This is a genomic window from Dialister sp. CAG:357 (assembly GCF_000435155.1).
Taxonomy (GTDB): Bacteria; Bacillota; Negativicutes; order Veillonellales; family Dialisteraceae; genus Dialister; species Dialister hominis.
This window is the reverse complement of sequence record NZ_FR896437.1, coordinates 1-998: the sequence shown is the minus strand read 5'-3', so window position 1 is coordinate 998 and position 998 is coordinate 1. Positions and strand designations below refer to the sequence as shown.

2 protein-coding genes are annotated in these 998 nt (G+C 52.1%); both read right to left on the bottom strand.

The window, feature by feature from the left end; genetic code table 11:
* Positions 1-153 precede the first annotated feature (153 nt).
* Positions 154-651, bottom strand: coding sequence for a phage holin family protein (locus M3200_RS06195; protein WP_022382675.1), 498 nt, complete (start codon positions 649-651; stop codon positions 154-156).
* Positions 652-793: 142 nt separating this feature from the next.
* Positions 794-998: hypothetical protein (locus M3200_RS06190; RefSeq protein WP_288178187.1), on the bottom strand; the 205-nt coding region annotated here is incomplete at its 5' end.

Here is a 998-nt window from a genome sequence, read left to right as displayed (position 1 = left end):
CGGCGTCGAGGGCGCCGTTCACGTGTTTGTAGAAGAGTTCGTCCAGGTGCCTGTGGCCATAGCCCAGGCGGATGATGGCGAATTCCATCCCTGCTCCTCTCACCTCTTTCCAGTCGACTCCGTCGTTGAAGCAAGATACGTCAATTCCTTTTCTCATGATTCTTTCTTCCTGAATAATTCCAATAATCCTGCCATGGATTTCACGCCTGCCTCGGAGAGGTTCTCCGTCACGGACAGGGCTTCGGCCGATGACAAATAGCTGACTGCGATGGCCGAGAGGCCCGAGGGGCTTCCGGCTGATGACAGAAGATAATCCCCGAGGCCCGCAGCAATCACGCAAATGTTGTAAAGAAAGAGCTTCGAAAGCCCGGCTTCCTTCATCACCTTACTGGATATCAAACCCTTACGCCGCGCCTCCGGAATCGAGAGAAGCGAGAGCAGCAAGGGAGGAATCTCCCCCGACTTTTCCTTCAGCATCCCCGCGCTGATCGCCAGCCACCTCGAAAGGCAGTCCATAGCCACCAGGAGCGAAAACGCCAGGAACATCAGCGCATGCTGCTCCAAAGACAATAAGCAGACCCCGGCCGCCGCTTTCAAAGGAAACAAATCCATCAGCCGCCGCGCCGCTTCTTCAATATCACGCCACATCATCCCACCTCCTTTCCTTTTCCTTATATATAGATATGGCCTTCAATAAGAAAATCGGAAAAAGAGGAGAAAAAGTCCGGGGAGGGTTTAAAACCTTGTGCGATGATGCTTCGCCTTTTAGAAACAACTACACCTCTTTCGTCGCCTAACGGCGCCACTTCCCCCGTGGGGGCAGCTCTGCGATGAAGAAATAAAAGAGCTCAGTTCTTATTTGTCTTAAACTTATATACCTGCGGCTGTTGGTAATTAACCCTATCCTTTTACTTATTACTGCACCTTTAGAAACCATAAAACCAGCCTCCGGCTGTCGGTAATTAACCCTATCCACCGCGAAGCGGTCCCCCTTCCCC